Below are 15,348 nucleotides of genomic sequence, written 5' to 3'. Positions count from 1 at the left end.
GGAGGCCGACGCAGGATCGTCGGCCTTCGGACAGGCCGAAAGGCCGGACGCGGACAGGATGAGGAAGTCGGCATGACGAGCAAGGTGCAGGTGGTGGACGGGCTTTCGCTGGTGCGGGGCATTCCGCTGGCCGATGAACAGGGCGTCGGCGCGCTGACGCTCGGCGGCTATGTCCGCGAGATCAAGGAACGCTATGGCCCGCGTCAGGCGGCGGTGTTCCGCATCGGCGATACGGTCGAGAGCTGGACCTATGACGAACTGTACGAACGGTCGGTCGAGGTCGCGCAGGCGCTGATCGCGTCGGGCGTCGGCAAGGGCGCGCGGGTCGGCATCGTCGCGACGAACCGCCTCGAATTTCTGTCCTGCGTGTTCGGCACCGGCCTTGCGGGTGGCGTGGCCAGCCCGATCAGCACCTTCAACACCGCCACCGAACTGGAGACGGTGCTCAAGATGGCGGCGCCGACCGTGATCCTGCTGGAGCGCGGCGTCCTCAAGAAGGACTTTGCCGTCATGCTGGCGGAGATCGAGCCTGCCGTGGCGACCGCGAAGCCGGGCGAGATCATCTCCCTCAAATTCCCCTTCCTGCGCCATGTCGCGACGATCAACAGCGAAGAGACGGTCGGCGCGGTCGAGGGATGGAGCGCATGGCGCGCGCGAGGCGCGGCCATCCCGCGCGCGCTGGTCGATGCGACCGCCGCGTCCGTCGCGCCCAGCGATCCGGGCGTGCTGCTCTTCTCCTCCGGCTCCACGGGCAAGTCCAAGGGGATTCTGTCTGCCAATCGCGGCGTGTGCCTCCAGATGTGGCGCTGGGCGCAATGGTATAACACCGACCCGGCCCATCCGCCGCGCACATGGTCGGCCAATGGTTTCTTCTGGTCGGGCAATTTCGCGTCCGCCATGGGCGCGACCCTGTCCGCCGGCGGCACGCTGGTCCTGCAACGCTGGTTCGATGCGAAGGAGGCGCTGTGGCTGATGGAGAAGGAGCGGGCGACCATGCCGATCGCCTGGCCGCACCAGTGGGCGCAGCTCACCGCCGAGCCAAGCTTTGCGACCACCGACCTGTCGTCCCTCATCTATGTCGATGCGCTGACGCCGCTGGCGCAGCATCCGACCGTCACCAGCGCATGGCGCGAACCGGCGCAGGCCTATGGCAATACCGAGACGTTCACGCTCATCAGCGTCTTCGGGTCGGGCACGCCGCCGGAAGTGTCGCTCAAGAGCCATGGCGAGCCGACGGCGGGCGCGAGCATCAAGATCGTCGATCCGCTGACCGGCCATATCGTGCCGGTGGGCGAGCGGGGCGAGATCGCGGTCAAGGGGCCGACGGTCATGATGGGCTATGTCGGCATCCCGGTCGATGAGTCGATGGATGACGAGGGTTTCCTGCGGACCAACGACGGCGGCTATGTCGATGCGGAAGGGCGGCTGTTCTGGGAAGGGCGTCTGAACGACATCATCAAGACGGGCGGCGCGAATGTCTCCCCGCTGGAGATCGACGAGGTCATCCGGGGCTGTTCCGGCGTGAAGGTCAGCCAGACGGTCGGCGTGCCCGACGAACTGCTGGGCGAACTGGTCGTCACCTGCATCGTCCCGCACGAGGGCGCGGCGTTGACCGAGGAGGCGATCCGCGCCTTCGCCAAGGAGAAGCTGGCCAGCTACAAGCTGCCGCGCCGGGTGCTGTTCTTCAATGAGGGCGACGTGGCGCTGACCGGCACGGCGAAGATCAAGACGGCGGACCTGCGCAAGCTGGCGACGGAGCGGCTGGAGGCGGAAACCGCCTGAAGGCCGGAGCGTCGGGGGACCGTCAGAGCAAGAGCCGGGGCCGTGACGTCCTGGCCATGCCGGATTTGACAGGGATCATCCCGGCCGGGTGATGCGTGGGTTGGTATCATCCCCGCCTAACGGGAGATGGCCCCAAGGGGAGAGGATGGATGGCACGCATCGACGTCAACGGGATCGGCATCGTCTATGAGATCATAGGGGATGGGCCGCGCACCGCCGCGATCACGCCGGGCGGCCGTTTTTCCAAGGATGCGGGCGGTATCCGCGAACTGGCCGAGGCGGTGGCGCAGGGCGGTTTTCGCGTGCTGATCTGGGACCGGCCCAATACGGGCGAGTCCGACATCGCCTTCACCGGCGAGGGTGAGAGCTTCCAGAACGCCGATACGCTGGGCGGCCTGCTGCGCGCGCTGGATTTCGGGCCGACGATGCTGATCGGCGGATCGGGCGGCGGGCGCGAGATGCTGCTGACGGCGGTGCGCCATCCCGATGTGGTCGAGCGTGTGTTCGTGCTGTGGCTCAGCGGCGGGGCCATCGGCATCGCGACGCTGCCGATATTCTATTGCGCCGATGCGATCATGGCGGCGTTCGACGGCGGCATGGCGGCGGTCGCGGCGCTGCCCGGATGGCAGGAACCGCTGACCCGCAACCCCGCCAATCGCGCACGGCTTCTGGCGATGGACGTGGACGGTTTCATCGCCCGGATGCGGCTGTGGTCGGAGGCGTTCATGCCGCATCCCGGCGTGCCGGTGTCCTGCATGACGGCGGCGCAACTGGCGGCGATCCGGGTGCCGGTGGCGATCCTGCGCAGCGGCGAGTCCGACCCCCATCATAGCCGCGCCACCAGCGAGGCGATGGCGCGGCTGATCCCCGGCGCGCATCTGGCCGAACCGCCATGGGGCGATACGGAATGGCTGACGCAACTGACCCGCAGCATGAAGGGCGAAGGCGCGCTGTTCGGGCACTGGCCGATGCTGGCGCCGCAGATTCTGGCGTTTGCCGGTTAGGGCGTGGGAAGGACTATCCTGCCCGTTCGTTCCGTTAGGGCGGGGGGATTCGTCCACTCGAATGGGGAACGGCCGCCCGTGTACTGGTCGGAGCGGAAGAACAAGCTTCGACAGGTTTAAGACCAAGGGATTGGAGACGGACGGATTGACGCGGCAGGGGTCAGATCGCCCCTTAGTGGTATTGAATCGCCCTTACGAGCGCAGCGAAGCCATCCATGAGCGCCGCAGGGAATGGGTTGGGCTTCGTCCGCCTGTGGCTCGCTGTGCTCGCAAGGACGAGGTGGATCTCAAACCTCCGTCTTCGTCAGTCCCGACGGCGACACGCTTTCGCCCTGCCATGCTTCCTGCTTGGCCAGTGCGGTCTGCGCGGCCTTGGCCCAGAAGGCGGGGTTGGCGGCCAGATTCTTGATGTCGAACTGGTCGGCGGTGCGGAACTCCAGCACCTCCACGCCATTCTCGCCCGGCGTATAGGTATAGGGCACCTCCGCTCCGACAAAGAAGCCGTCGCCGGTCTTCAACTCCTCCGTCCCGATGCGCAGCGAACCGCCGACGATATAATAGAGGCAGTCGCTGTCATGGCTGTGGCGGGGGAGGGGAAAGCCGCTCTTGAACCAGGCATAGGCCAGGCTCATGCCGCCCTGTGCATAGAGGACGCGGGTGAAATGGCCGTTGCCCACGCCCGTTCCCGCCATCAGCTGCATCCCCGCCAGCACCGCCTCCGACGGCGGCACGCTTTCCATCACGCCGCTTTCCTCCAGACTGGGGGCGTCGGCGGCGCGGAAGAGGGCAAAGCGGGGGGCGGGATGCTTGGGCATGGGGCGTCCTTTGGCGATGACGGACCGGGTGGTACAGGCGGAATATGGGGTGGAAACCAGCCCAGAGCAATAATTGACTTGACGATAATAAGCTAGGTCAGCAATTATTGCGCCATGGACAGGCGTAATATCGGGATGATGGTCGCGGACGTGGCGCGGCTGATGCGGCGGTCGTTCGACGCGCGGGCGCGGAGCATCGGCGTCACGCGGCCGCAATGGGGCGTGTTGTCGATCCTGAGCCTGAACGAAGGAATCAATCAGGGCGGACTGGCGGACCTGCTGGAGGTCGAGCCGATCACCCTGTGCCGCATGGTCGACCGGTTGCAGGATGCGGAGCTGATCGAACGGCGGCGCGACCCAGCTGACCGGCGGGCGTGGAACCTGTATCTGTCGGACAAGGGGCGCGACCGTCTGGAGGATCTGCGGCCCCTGTCGGAGGAACTGTTGGCCATGGCGATGGACGGCGTGACGGACGAGGAGCGGGCGGCGCTGGACAATGCGCTGCACCGGATTCGCAGCAATATCCTGGCGTGGGAAGCGCCCGCGGTGGCCTCCCATGGCTGAGAGCGATCCGCATCTGTCGGCCGAAAGCCTGATGGCCGCCGACCCGGCGCCCCGCAAGAGCCGGGCGCGGGGACTGGCGCTGATGCTGTCGGTGCCGGTGCTGGTCATCGGCGGTGCGGCCTATTGGTATGTCGCCAACGATCATTATGTCTCCACCGACAACGCCTATGTCCATCAGGACAAGGTGTCGGTCAGTGCGGAGGTGGGCGGGCGCATCGTCGAGGTGCGGGCGCGCGAGAACCAGCCTGTGAAGGCGGGAGACCTGCTGTTCCGCATCGACCCGGAACCGTTCCGCATCGCCGAGGAGCAGGCGACCGCCGCCATCGCCGCCGCACAGGTGGAGGTGGGTGCGATGCAGGCCGATCTGAATGGCGCGCAGGCGGAGATCGACGCGGCGCGCGATGCGGTGCGTTTTTACGAGCTGGCTAGTCGTCGCCAGTCGGACCTGATGGCGACGGGCTTTACCACCCGCGCGGCGCTGGAGAAGGCGCAGAATGACCTGGCGCAGGCGCGCGGGCGGTTGGCGGACGGGCTGGCGACGCAGGCGAAGCGGCGCGCCGACCTCGCCACCGGAGCCGCCGCGCCGGGCGTCAACCCCGCCGTGCTGGCGGGCGAGGCGCAGCGGCATCAGGCCCTGCTGAACCTACGCCGGACGGAGGTGCGCGCGCCGGTTGGCGGCATCGTCAGCCAGGCGGACCGGCTCCAGATCGGCCAGATGCTGCCGCAGAGCCTGCCCGCGCTGAGCATCGTGATGGATGGCCGAAGCTGGATCGAGGCGAATTTCAAGGAAACCGACCTGAAGGCGATGCATGTCGGCCAGCCGGTGGAGATCAAGGTGGATGCCTATCCCGGTATGCCTCTGACCGGTCATGTCGCCAGCATCGGGGCAGGGACCGGATCGGAATTTGCGGTGCTGCCCGCGCAGAACGCCAACGGCAACTGGGTCAAGGTGACGCAGCGCGTGCCGGTGCGCATCGCCATCGACGGGCGGCCCGACCGCTCCCTTATCGCGGGCCTGTCCACCCATGTCCGCATCGACACCAGCCGATAGCGCCGCCGCCCGCGCCGGGCGGGGCGACGGCGAATCCCGCAGCGGGGGTGCGGGCGGTGGGCGGGATGCGTCCGACAGCCTGACGCCGGCGATGGGCAGCGAGGCGGGCGACCGTGCCGTCCTGCCGTCGCGCCACCCCGAATTGCTGACATGGGCGGTGATGGCGATTTCCATCTGCCAGTTCATCGACGCGACCATCGCGAATGTCGCCCTGCCGCATATGCAGACCAGCCTCGACGCCTCGATCGAGAATGTCAGCTGGGTGCTGACCAGCTTCATCATCGCCAGCGCCATCGCGACGCCGATCACCGGCTGGCTGTCCGACCGGATCGGGTCGCGCATCCTGTTCCTGCTGTCGTGCGGCGGTTTCCTGCTGACGTCCGGCCTGTGCGGTCTGGCGACCAGCCTGCCCGCGATGGTGGTGTTCCGCATCTTTCAGGGGGTTTGCGCGGCCTTCATGGGCCCGATGTCGCAGACGATCATGTATGACATCAACCGGCCGAGCCGACAGCCACGCGCGGTCGCCATCTGGGGCGTGGTGGTGATGATCGCGCCGATCAGCGGGCCGTTCCTGGGCGGGCTGCTGACCGACCAGCTCAACTGGCGCTGGGTGTTCTTCGTCAACCTGCCGATCGGCATCCCCGCGCTGGCCCTGATCTGGTGGCTGCTGCCGTCCCGCCCCATAGAGCGGCGGCGGCTGGACCTGTTCGGGTTCGGTATGCTGGCGGTGGCGCTGGGCGCGCTGCAACTGCTGCTCGACCGGGGTCATGGGCGGGATTGGCTGGAGAGCCGGGAGATCATGGTGGAGATGTGCGTCGCCATCTCCTGCTTCTGGATATTCCTGATCCACAGCCGCCAGACGGCCAAGCCTTTGTTCAAGGGATCGCTGTTCCACGACAGCAATTTCATCGCCTCGCTGGTGCTGATGGCGGCGCTGGGCCTGTCCAACGTCGGCCTCTCCGCCATGCTGCCGACCATGTACCAGACGGTTTATGGCTATGGCGTGATGGACACCGGCATGTTGATGGCGCCGCGCGGGGTCGGCGTGGTCGTCACCATGATCCTGACCAACCATCTGATGAAGCGGCTGGACTATCGCTATATCGCCGTGTTCGGCTTTTGCGTCACCGCCTTCTCCATGTGGACGATGACCCGATGGTCGCTGGACCAGTCCTCGCGGGAGATTATCGTGTCCGGCTTCATTCAGGGGCTGGGGCTGGGCTTTGTGTTCGTGCCGATGAACATGATTGGCTTTTCGCGCCTGTCGGTGGAGAACCGCATGGAGGGATCGGCGATCATGGCGCTGGCCCGCAATCTGGGCGCGTCCTTCGGCATTTCCGTCATCGTCACCATGCTGGCGCGCAACATCCAGGTCAGCCATGCCGATCTGGTCGGGGGCATCACCCCGTTCAGCCTGCCCGGCGTGGACATCAGCGCGATGGCGGAGCGGCTGGGCACGACCGGCGGCGCGATCCTGGGCATGGTCGACGGGCTGGTGAACCGGCAGGCGATGATGATCGCTTATCTCGACAATTTCACCCTGATGTTCTGGTTGCTCCTCGCGCTCGCGCCGTTGCCGCTGATCGCCAAGCGCCCGCCCCGACTGGGCGATGCGCCCGATGCGCCGCACATGGCGATGGAGTGAGGGGCGCAGGGCCCATGAAACTTATTTGAGAACATCGGTCCCAAGGATCGCCGCCGCGATGTGGGCCGTGCAAATCGGGCATGGCCGAAGTGGGGCGCAGTCGCTAAATCGTCACGCACAAAATATCAGGAGGTCTGAGTGGGCAAGAGCATCGTCGTTACCGGAGCCGGCAAGGGACTGGGCAAGGCCATCGCCCGCAGGCTCGCTGCGGAGGGCAATACCCTGATCCTGCTGGGCCGCACCCTGTCCAAGGTGGAGGCCGTCGCCAGCGAACTGGGCCATGGTTCCTATGCGGTGGAATGTGATGTCGGCTCGCCCGCGTCCGTCCGCGCCGCCTTTGCGACGGTTGCGGAGAAGACCCCGGTCATCGACGTCCTCATCAACAATGCCGGCGTCTATGAACCGTTCACGGTGGCCGAGGCGACCGACGCGCAGATCGAGGCGGCGGTGCAGACCAACTATGCCGGGCCGATCTATTGCTCGCGCGAGGCGATCCCGCTGATGCGCAAGGGCAGCCACATCATCAACATCAGCAGCGAATCCATCAACCTGCCGTTCGTGATGTTCTCCCTCTACCAGAGCAGCAAGGCCGGGCTGGAACGCTTCACCGAGACGCTGTGTCAGGAACTGAAGCCCGAAGGCATCGCCGTCACCATGTTCCGCGCCGGGCAGATGATGGACGAGGACAGCAGCAACAACTGGCCGCCGGAAATCGGCCGCCGCTTTCACGAGGGCAATCTGCGCGCCGGTCTGGACTTGCGCGCACGGCCGATCAGCAGCTTTGGTTCCGTCGCGGAATTTTTCCCGACGCTCATTAACCTGCCCGCCGATGTGTCCCTGCCGATCATCCAGATGGAAGCGCGCCACCGCTGAGGCGGTGATCCCCGCCCACCTTCGACCGCTTTCGCGCACAACGCCATTTTGAGGAATCCCACCATGTCCATTCTCCCCGACGCCAAGCTGTATATCGACGGCGCCATCCGCGATGCGGAAGGCGGCAAGACATTCGACATCATCGGTCCCTGGACCGGCGACGTGGTGGGCAAGGCCGCCGATGCGTCGCCCGCCGACGTGGACGCCGCCATCGTCGCGGCGCGCACCGCCTTCGACACCACCGACTGGGCTGACAACCACCAGAAGCGGTTCGAGCTGGTGTCGAAGATGTTCGAACTGCTGGTCGCGGACCGCGAGCGGATCTCGACCCTCGCGCGTGTCGAGGCGGGCGCCGCCATCGGCGCCGTCAGCCGTGCGCATGTCGACATGGCCGTCGCCTGCTACAAGGATCTGCTCGACCTTTTCCCGCAGGTGAAGTGGGAGAAGGATTATGGCATCAAGGGGCCGGAAGGCTACAAGAGCGACCGCAAGGTCGTCTATGAGGCGATCGGCGTCGTCGCGGCGATCACGCCCTGGAACGTGCCGCTGTACGTCAATGTCGGCAAGGTCGTCTCCGCGCTGCTCGCCGGTTGCACCGTCATCCTGAAGCCCGCGCCGAACACGCCCGGCATGGGGTCGATCTTTGGCGAATGGGCCGAGAAGGCCGGTTTCCCCAAGGGTGTGCTGAACGTCATCACCGGCGAAGACCCGGCGATGGCGGGCGAGACGATGGTCAATGACCCGCGCGTCGACCTCATCAGCTTCACCGGCTCCAGCGCCGTCGGCCGCCGCATCATGGAGCAGGGCGCCAAGACGCTGAAGCGCGTCTTCCTGGAACTGGGCGGCAAGTCGGCCAAGATCGTCCTCGACGATGCGCCCAACTTCCAGCAGGAAATCGCCCAGTCGATGCTGGTGTTCCACGCTGGTCAGGGCTGCGCCGTGCAGTCGCGCCTGCTGGTGCCACGCAGCCGCTATGAGGAGGCTAAGGCCATCCTGTCCGCCGCCTATGCCGGTTTCGGCGACAATTGGGGCGAGTTCGACAACCCCGGCCACATGATGGGTCCGGTCATCTCCAAGCGCCAGCAGGACAGGGTGAAGTCCTATATCGACCTCGGCATCGAGGAGGGCGCGACCCTGCTCGCCGGTGGCAAGCTGCGCCCGGACAAGGGCGGAGGCTTCTTCATCGAGCCGACCGCGTTCGGCGACGTGACCAACGACATGCGGATCGCGCGCGAGGAAATCTTTGGCCCCGTGTTGGTCGTGATCCCGTTCGAGGATGATGCGGACGCCATCCGCATCGCCAACGACAGCGACTATGGTCTGTCCGGCGGCGTGGTTTCGGCCAGCGAGGAACGCGCCCTGAACGTCGCGAAGAAGGTCCGCTCCGGCTCGATCAGCGTCAACGGCGGCATGTGCATCGCGGGCGACCTGCCCTTCGGTGGCTACAAGGCCAGTGGCATCGGCCGCGAATGGGGTGTCGAGGGCATCGAGGAGTTCCTGGAGAGCAAGGTGATCGCGATCCGCGTCACCGCCTAAAAGGGGCTTTAATGTGCCGGCGGGCTTGGCTATCATGCCCGCCGGTTCCTTTGTAAGGTACCGTTCCTCTATAAGGCATGGTGATGATATCGGAGAGTGAGACGCAGACGGCAGCGGTCAAGCCTGTGAAGCGCGGCCCGTCATCCGGAAAAGCCCCTGCGTCCGACGACAATATCAGCCACAATCTCTACGGCCAGCGACTGGGGCGGAAGGGGCGCGATACCCGCGACCGCATCATCGCCGCGGCGAATGCGCTGCTGGCCCGGCCGGAGCCGACCCCGATGACGCTGAGCGCGGTGGCGCGCGAGGCGTCGCTGGGCATGACGACCCTCTACCTCTATTTCACCGACCTGACCGAATTGCTGCTGGCCGTGCTGGAGCCGGTGATGGCGACGGCGGAGGAGGCCTATCTCCAGGCGATCCGCGACCGCTGGCCCGACGAGACGCTGGGCGAGCATTGCCAGGTTTTCCTGCTGTCCTACCACGCCTTCTGGCTGCGCCACACGCGCGTCCTGCATCTGCGCAACGCGATGGCGGACCAGCATGACGTGCGGATGCTGGCGCATCGCGTCGCGAGCGCCACGACGCTGATCGGGCTGGTCGTGGAGCAGATGGACGCCAGCCCGGACGATGCCGGATCGGCACCCTATGACATGGCGACGGTGTTGATGAGCGGCATCGAGCGCGTCGTGACCATGGCCACCAACATGGACGTGCAGAACCTCATCAGCGGCGGGCGTGGCGCGGAAAACGCCAGGGACCGGTTGCGGGCGGCGGCCCGGTTGCTGGAACTGGGGATAAGGGATCATCGCCCGGTGCGGTGAGCGCGTGGCCTGACGGATGTGCGGGCGGTGGTGGGTTCACTCATGTTGTGATCGCCAACACTGTGGCTGGATGACAGCGATATTCGGGTGGTTTCCTCCTGTCCCCTTCTGTCATCCCGGATCAGGTCCGGGGTGACGGGCATATATGCCCTTGAGGGGAGCGGACATCCCATCCCCGTTCGTCCTGAGTTTGTCGAAGGACCGCCCTTCTTCGTAAGCCACAGCGAAGAAGGAAAATACAGTCCTTCGACAAGCTCAGGACAAACGGAGTGGGAGGCGCTTCTGGCGAAAAACCCAACCTCTCCCAACGGAAAAGGACCGGGATCGCTCCCGGTCCTTCCTCGATCCTGTCTGGAAAAGATCAGTTGCCGACGGGCTGGCCGTCCGTGCGGCGCACCACGATGGTCGAGGAGCGGGGCTGTTCGCCGCTCACCGGCCACGCCTTGGTCGGGTGCTGGATGTTGATGAAGAAGCTCTTGAGGTCCGGCGTGTAGGCGATGCCGGTGATCTCGCAGCCTTCGGGGCCGACGAGGAACCGCTTCGACAGCTTCGACGTCTGGTCGACATGATACATGCTGTTGTTGCCGAACGCCTGCGTCATGTTGACCGCCGCACCGGCCAGCGTGCCCGCATTGCCGGTCAGGTTATGGTCGGTCTGCACCCACAGGCGGCCCTGCGGGTCGATGCGCAGGCCGTCCGGGCTGGAGAAGATGTCGCCGTTGATGTTGCCCTTCAGGTTGTCCTCGGCAAGGTTCGGATTGCCCGCCAGCAGGAAGATGCTCCAGTTGAAGCTGGTGGCCAGCGGGGAGTCGCCCGTCTCGCTGAACTTGATGATGTGACCGTGCAGGTTGCTGACGCGCGGGTTGGGATTGTCCGTCACGCGGCGGCCGCCATTGTTGGTCAGCGTCACGAAGATCGACTTTTTGTCGGGGGCGACGGTCAGCCATTCCGGGCGGTCCATCACGGTGCCGCCGGCGACGCGCGCCGCCGACTGGGTGTTGAGCAGCACGTCGGCCTGGGTGTTGAAATTGACCGTGGTGGGTGCCGCCGGCGTCGTGCTCTGGCTGGTGTTGCCCGGATCGCTGGCACCGGCGACAAGGCCGTTCTGGCCCTGCACCAGCGCGCGCCATTCGCCCGTGCCGTTCGCGTTGAAGCGCGCGACATAGAGGGTGCCATAGTCGAGCAGGTCGGTGTTCGCGGCGCGGTTGGTGCTGCTGTACGCACGGTCGGGGATGAACTTGTAGATGCAGCCCGGTGTGGAGTCGTCACCCATGTAGAAGGCGACGCGGTTGTTGGCGTCGTTCAGATAGGCGACATTCTCATGGCTGAAGCGGCCGAGTGCGGTGCGCTTCGTCGCGGGGGCCAGTTCGCCCAGCGGATCGATCTCGACCACCCAGCCATAGCTGGTGTTGGGCTGCGTCGGGTCGAGATAGTTGTTCGAGGTTTCCTCGCACGTCAGGTACGTGTCCCAGGGCGTGCGGCCGCTGGAGCAGTTGTTGAGCGTGCCCTTGATCGTCGAGGGCAGCGAACCGGCGGCGGGGCCACCGACGCGGTAATTGGTGTTGCCGGTGTACCGCTTGTTATATTTGGAGCCGGCCTTAACCGCGAACTTGCCGTCCGTGCCCTTGGCGACTTCGATGACCGACACGCCGACGGCGGAGAGGGCGATCGCCTTCTGGTCGGCGGTGGCGGTGGCGGCGTTGTAGCTGCTGCCCGCGAACAGGATGTTATAGTCGGGCAGTTCGTGGTTGATGGCCAGCAGGCCGCCGGTGTTGGCGTCGACGCCGCTGATCGCGAAAAATTCCATGCCGTCATGGTTGCCGCCAGCCCAGGTTTCGGCCTGCGCGGGGGTGGAGGGGAAGCTGCCGGCATAGGCGGTGCCGGGCGCGACGCTGTCGCCAGCCTTGAAGATCACGTCGACGGTGTAGCCAGCCGGCACGGCGACCGTGTCGGCGGTGCCGACGGCGACCGATGCGAAGTTGATCGCATAGCTGGGGGCCGGGGTGGGCGTGGGGGTGGGCGTCGGGGCGGGCGTCGCCACGTCCTCATTCTCACACGCGGCGAGCGCGCCGAAGACGGGTAGCATGGACAGGCCGAACAGGCTGTTGCGCAGGATCGTGCGGCGCGACGGATTGGCGGAGACAATCGCTTCCAGGCTGTCTTCGCACGCTATGGTCGGCTGGGCGTCGCGGAATGGCGCGCGCGCCTCGTCAGTCAGATGAGACATGGTCTTTCCCCAGTTGTTATCGCCAGTAAGCTTGGCGTGCGGCAGAACACCGCTGTTGGCTGGGGGCCAATCGCAGAGCGGCGTGACGGCTCCATTGCGGTATCATGTCGGGATCATGACCTGAATGTTGCGATTTTGCGACCAGAGCATTTTCGAAGCCGATGGCATCCTCCGCTGGCACGGAAAATGCGGGACGCAAAAGGCCCATAGAGCCTGATCCGATGCAGAATGATCGGATCAGGTTCCAGAGATGGGGAAGGCCACGCGCATCGCCTGTTCTGCATGGGTCGGGCCTGCATGGGGCGGCGCGACACGGGCGGGACGGGCATAGGCCGCGCCGGACCGGATGAACCGATCGTCCGGCGCGGGGCAGGGGCGATCCGGGTGCCCGCCGGCTTCAGTCCTGCTTGCTGCCCGCCGCCGCCATGGCGAAGCTGCGGACGATATGCTCCTTGTGGGCGTCGGGCACGACGGGCAGCAGCCAGGCGTCGGTGGTGTCGCGGATCGCGTCGATGCGGGCGTCCACCGCGTCTATCGTCCAGCCGGGCTGGTACACGCCTTGCGTCTCCCCGATGTAGGCGCGGGCGATGCGGCCGCCGATGGACACCAGCATCTCGCCATTGATCGAGCAATCCTCATGCGCCAGCCAGCCGACCGTGGGCGCGACCAGTTCCGGTCCCAGCGGCGGATATTGGGAGGTGTCGATCCCCTCCGCCATGCGGGTGACGGCGGACGGAACGATCAGGTTGCACTTCACGCCTTCCTCCTCGCCCTCCAGCGCGACGACGTTGGACAGGCCGATCAGCCCGGCCTTCGCCACGCCATAGTTTGTGACGCGCTTGTTGCCATAGAGGCCGCCGATGGAGGAAGTGAGGACGATGCGGCCATAGCCCGCCGCGCACATCAGCGGGAAGGCGGGACGCACGACATGGAAGGCGCCGCGCAGATGAACGTCGAGCACCGCCTCGAAATCCTCATAGCTCAGTTCCTTGAGCGAGCCGTAGCGGACATTGCCCGCATTGTGGATGAGGATGTCGATGCGGCCCCATTCGGCGATGGCGGCGTCGACGATGGCCTTGCCGCCCTCCGGCGTGGCCACGCTGTCATGGTTGGCGATGGCCTGACCCCCTGCGGCGCGGATCGCCGCGACCACTTCGGCGGCGGGATCGTCGACGATGGCGTCGCCCTTCATGCTGCCGCCCGGATCGTTGACGACCACTCTGGCGCCCAGCGATGCGAGCAGTTCGGCATAGGCGCGGCCAAGCCCGCGTCCGGCGCCGGTGATGACGGCGACGCGATTGTCGAATCTCATTTCGGCCATGGCCGCTCTCCTGCACTTGTGTCGATATTGGCCCATTCATCCAATATGCGGTCGGGTTATAGGCGGGTTGTCGGCGTTCGGCCAGATGGGGCCGGCGCGTGGGAGCGATGGCTGCGCGGCGGCCAATTGTCAGGAACTGTCAAGTCGGACGGGTCATGGCTGTGGCATTTATCACCCTTGGGCACAGGCCGGTGCGACAGCGTCATCCGGTCCGTCCCGCACAGGCAGGTCGTCAGGGATTGCGGCGCCGGGATGACCCGCCGACCCCGGACGGCGGGGCCAAAGATGCGATATAAAAGAGGATGATATGGCGGACATCGGCAAGATCGTGGAAGGTGCAGAGGAACTGGAGCAGCCCGTCACCATCGGTGTCGAGGCCTATGTCTCCCCCGACTATGCGCGGGCCGAGCAGGACCGGCTGTGGCGCAAGGCATGGCTTCAGGCCGGACGGGTGGAGGATATTCCCGAAGTCGGCAATTATATCACCTATGACATATTGGAGGATTCGATCCTGATCGTGCGGACCGCGCCCGATGCGATCAAGGCCTATTATAATGTCTGCACCCATCGCGGCCGCCGTCTGGTCGACACACCGCCGGGCAAGCGCAATGCGGTGGGCAAGAAGATGCGCTTCGTGTGCGGCTTCCATAGCTGGACCTTCGACCATGCGGGCAAGTGCACGCATATCGCGGACAAGGAATTGTGGCAGGGCAAGCTGACCGACGAGCGCACCCGGCTGGGCGAGGTGCGGGTCGACACATGGGGCGGCTGGATCTGGATCACCATGAACCCGGATGCCGCGCCGCTGCGCGACTATCTGGAACCGGCGGCGAGCCATCTGGACCCGTTCCAGCTCCAGAACATGCGCTGCCGCTGGCGCAAATGGGTGGTGTTCGACTGCAACTGGAAGGTCGCGGTCGAGGCGTTCAACGAAATCTACCATGTCTCCGGCACCCACCCGGAATTCATGGCCTTTGCCGAGTTCAACGGCTGGGCGCGCAATCAGGGGCTGCACAGCAATATCGGCTATGACGCGCCTAAGGCGATGGACGCCAACCAGCAGGCGAAGCTGCGCATCGGCCATGGCGACGCGCGCATCTCCACCGCGGAGCTTCAGAAATATACCTGGGAAGCGGCCAACACCAACACCACCATGACGCTCTACAACGCCGCGATGCGCCTGAAGGACGAACTGCCGGAGGGCACGCCCAATAACGAAGTGCTTATGCACTGGCTCAAGTCCGCGCGCGCGGATGACGAGAAGCGCGGCGTGATCTGGCCCGACGTCGACCCCGCCCATAATGCGAAGGCGGGCACGAGCTGGCAGGTCTTCCCCAATTTCCAGATCGGCCATGCGGTCAACAACATGCTGACCTACCAGATGCGGCCATACAAGGCGGACCCGGACAAGTGTATCTTCGAAGGGGCGGTGTACGAACTCTACCCGGAGGACGAGGCGCCGGAGACGGAGTGGGAATATACCGAACCCGCCGACTGGCCGCCGGTGCTGCAACAGGATTTCGCCAATATGGCGGCGGTGCAGCAGGGCATGAAGAATGGCGGTTTTCGCGGCACCCAGCCTAACCCCTATCGGGAGCGGGCGATCGCCAGCCTGCACTATAATCTGGCGCAGTTCATGGGCACCGGCACGCCGCGCAAGCTCGACTGAGCGGGACGGCCGGGGACGGCTGGCTGTCCGGGGATGA

Annotated in this window: 12 protein-coding genes; 9 read left to right on the top strand and 3 right to left on the bottom strand. The window is 65.7% G+C overall.

Annotation, left to right across the window (positions count from 1 at the left end; genetic code table 11):
- Positions 1-72 precede the first annotated feature (72 nt).
- Both LWE61_RS10070 and LWE61_RS10065 read left to right on the top strand, forming a co-directional pair.
- The gene (locus LWE61_RS10070) at positions 73-1,782 is read left to right on the top strand and encodes a class I adenylate-forming enzyme family protein (RefSeq protein ID WP_234149929.1); all 1,710 of its coding nucleotides are present in this window, start codon (positions 73-75) and stop codon (positions 1,780-1,782) included.
- 149 nt (positions 1,783-1,931) lie between these two features.
- Positions 1,932-2,786: an alpha/beta fold hydrolase gene (locus LWE61_RS10065; RefSeq protein ID WP_234149928.1), complete on the top strand. Its 855-nt coding sequence runs from the start codon at positions 1,932-1,934 to the stop codon at positions 2,784-2,786.
- A gap of 287 nt (positions 2,787-3,073) precedes the next feature.
- Here the strand turns inward: LWE61_RS10065 and LWE61_RS10060 are convergent, their stop codons facing one another.
- Positions 3,074-3,601 carry a cupin domain-containing protein gene (locus tag LWE61_RS10060; protein ID WP_234149927.1) on the bottom strand — a complete coding sequence of 176 codons (528 nt, stop codon included), beginning with the start codon at positions 3,599-3,601 and terminating at the stop codon, positions 3,074-3,076.
- 114 nt (positions 3,602-3,715) lie between these two features.
- Here LWE61_RS10060 and LWE61_RS10055 point away from each other — a divergent pair, with 114 nt between their 5' ends.
- The 6 genes from LWE61_RS10055 (at position 3,716) to LWE61_RS10030 (ending at position 10,094) form a co-directional block, all read left to right on the top strand.
- Complete coding sequence (locus LWE61_RS10055; protein ID WP_234149926.1) at positions 3,716-4,165, top strand: MarR family winged helix-turn-helix transcriptional regulator; 450 nt, start codon at positions 3,716-3,718, stop codon at positions 4,163-4,165.
- Positions 4,158-5,216 carry an HlyD family secretion protein gene (locus LWE61_RS10050; RefSeq protein ID WP_234149925.1) on the top strand — a complete coding sequence of 353 codons (1,059 nt, stop codon included), beginning with the start codon at positions 4,158-4,160 and terminating at the stop codon, positions 5,214-5,216. The genes LWE61_RS10055 and LWE61_RS10050 overlap by 8 nt, the downstream gene beginning before the upstream one ends.
- Positions 5,191-6,861 carry a DHA2 family efflux MFS transporter permease subunit gene (locus LWE61_RS10045; RefSeq protein WP_234149924.1) on the top strand — a complete coding sequence of 557 codons (1,671 nt, stop codon included), beginning with the start codon at positions 5,191-5,193 and terminating at the stop codon, positions 6,859-6,861. Before LWE61_RS10050 ends, LWE61_RS10045 begins: the two co-directional genes overlap by 26 nt.
- A gap of 138 nt (positions 6,862-6,999) precedes the next feature.
- Positions 7,000-7,734 (top strand): SDR family oxidoreductase, encoded by a 735-nt coding sequence (locus LWE61_RS10040; protein WP_234149923.1) that lies wholly within the window; start codon positions 7,000-7,002, stop codon positions 7,732-7,734.
- Positions 7,735-7,797: 63 nt separating this feature from the next.
- A complete protein-coding gene (locus LWE61_RS10035) occupies positions 7,798-9,270 on the top strand; it encodes an aldehyde dehydrogenase family protein (protein ID WP_234149922.1) in 1,473 nt (490 codons plus the stop codon).
- Between the two features lie 83 nt (positions 9,271-9,353).
- On the top strand, positions 9,354-10,094 hold the full coding sequence (locus LWE61_RS10030) for a TetR/AcrR family transcriptional regulator (RefSeq protein ID WP_234149921.1): 741 nt from the start codon (positions 9,354-9,356) through the stop codon (positions 10,092-10,094).
- Positions 10,095-10,455: 361 nt separating this feature from the next.
- Here the strand turns inward: LWE61_RS10030 and LWE61_RS10025 are convergent, their stop codons facing one another.
- Both LWE61_RS10025 and LWE61_RS10020 read right to left on the bottom strand, forming a co-directional pair.
- Positions 10,456-12,321 carry a PhoX family protein gene (locus tag LWE61_RS10025; RefSeq protein ID WP_234149920.1) on the bottom strand — a complete coding sequence of 622 codons (1,866 nt, stop codon included), beginning with the start codon at positions 12,319-12,321 and terminating at the stop codon, positions 10,456-10,458.
- A 397-nt stretch (positions 12,322-12,718) separates the two neighbouring features.
- The gene (locus tag LWE61_RS10020; RefSeq protein WP_234149919.1) at positions 12,719-13,642 is read right to left on the bottom strand and encodes an SDR family NAD(P)-dependent oxidoreductase; all 924 of its coding nucleotides are present in this window, start codon (positions 13,640-13,642) and stop codon (positions 12,719-12,721) included.
- 307 nt (positions 13,643-13,949) lie between these two features.
- Between LWE61_RS10020 and LWE61_RS10015 the strand changes: the two genes are divergently transcribed.
- Positions 13,950-15,311 (top strand): aromatic ring-hydroxylating oxygenase subunit alpha, encoded by a 1,362-nt coding sequence (locus LWE61_RS10015; RefSeq protein ID WP_234149918.1) that lies wholly within the window; start codon positions 13,950-13,952, stop codon positions 15,309-15,311.
- Positions 15,312-15,348 lie beyond the last annotated feature (37 nt).

It is taken from the genome of Sphingobium sufflavum (genome assembly GCF_021403115.1).
GTDB classification, from domain to species: Bacteria; Pseudomonadota; Alphaproteobacteria; order Sphingomonadales; family Sphingomonadaceae; genus Sphingobium; species Sphingobium sufflavum.
The sequence above is the reverse complement of the archived record's forward strand: the minus strand, read 5'-3'. Positions and strand labels throughout refer to the sequence as shown.